At 67.8% G+C, this 1194-nt stretch carries 2 protein-coding genes; both read right to left on the reverse strand.

What is annotated here, in order from left to right:
- Positions 1 to 94 precede the first annotated feature (94 nt).
- Positions 95 to 439 (reverse strand): NAD(P) transhydrogenase subunit alpha part 2, encoded by a 345-nt coding sequence (locus H162_RS0129755; protein WP_020657100.1) that lies wholly within the window; start codon positions 437 to 439, stop codon positions 95 to 97.
- A gap of 20 nt (positions 440 to 459) precedes the next feature.
- Positions 460 to 1194: Rossmann-fold NAD(P)-binding domain-containing protein (locus tag H162_RS0129760; protein WP_020657101.1), on the reverse strand; the 735-nt coding region annotated here is incomplete at its 5' end.

Here is a 1194-nt window from a genome sequence, read left to right on the forward strand (position 1 = left end):
CTGGCCGGCGAGGACAGGCCCTTGAGCGCCTGGATGAAGCACACCGACGCCGCCAGGTAGAGCATCGTGACCATGTTCATGCTGATATGCGCGATCATGCCCCCGCTCCCGCCGGCGCCGTCACCGGCTTGGCCGCATCGGCGGAGCGCTTCGCGTCCTTCTTCCTGAACATCTCGAGCATGCGCTGGGTGACCAGGAAGCCGCCGAACACATTGACCGCGGCCAGCGCCACCGCGACGGTGCCCGCCGCCCGGCCCACCAGGCCCTCGGTCAGGCCGGCCGCCAGCATGGCGCCGACGATGATGATGGCCGAGATGGCGTTGGTGACCGCCATCAGCGGCGTATGCAGCGCCGGCGTGACGGTCCAGACCACGTGGTAGCCGACGTAGACCGCCAGCACGAAGATGATCAGGTTGATGATGGTATGACTGACTTCCATATTGCCTCCCTGGTGGTGAATTATTGGCGCAGCACTGCGCCGTCGGCGCAGACCAGCGCCGCCTTGAGGATCTCGTCGTCGCGGTCGATCGCCAGCCGGTCATCCTTGTCGAGGATCAGCTTGAGGAAATCGAGCACGTTGCGCGCGTACAGCGCCGAGGCGTCGGACGGCACCAGGGTCGCCAGGTCCGGCTCGCCGACGATGTAGACGCCGTGCTTGCACACCGTCCTGTTCAGCTCCGACAGCGGACAGTTGCCGCCCTGCGCGACCGCCAGGTCGACGATCACCGAGCCGGGCTTCATGGCCTTGACGGTGTCTTCCGAGATCAGGGTCGGCGCCTTGCGCCCGGGGATCAGGGCGGTGGTGATGACGATGTCGGCCTGCCTGGCGCGTTCATGCACCAGGGCCGCCTGGCGCCGCATCCAGTCGGCCGGCATGGCGCGCGCGTAGCCGCCGGCTCCTTTCGCGATCTCGCGCTCCTCGTCGGTCAGGCAGGGCACGTCGATGAACTTGGCACCCAGCGACTCGACCTGCTCCTTCACCGGCGGGCGCACGTCGGAGGCCTCGATCACGGCGCCCAGGCGCTTGGCGGTGGCGATCGCCTGCAAGCCGGCCACCCCGACACCCATGATCAGCACGCGCGCGGCCTTGACGGTGCCGGCCGCGGTCATCAGCATCGGCATGAAACGCTGGTAGGTGTTCGCCGCCAGCATCACCGCCTTGTAGCCGGCGATGTTGGCCTGCGAGGACAGCAC

It is taken from the genome of Massilia niastensis DSM 21313 (assembly GCF_000382345.1).
Lineage (GTDB): Bacteria > Pseudomonadota > Gammaproteobacteria > Burkholderiales > Burkholderiaceae_D > Telluria > Telluria niastensis.

Coding starts and splice junctions, on each gene's coding strand:
- H162_RS0129755 (WP_020657100.1), bottom strand. CDS start 439: ATGGAAGTCAGTCATACCATCATCAACCTGATCATCTTCGTGCTGGCG.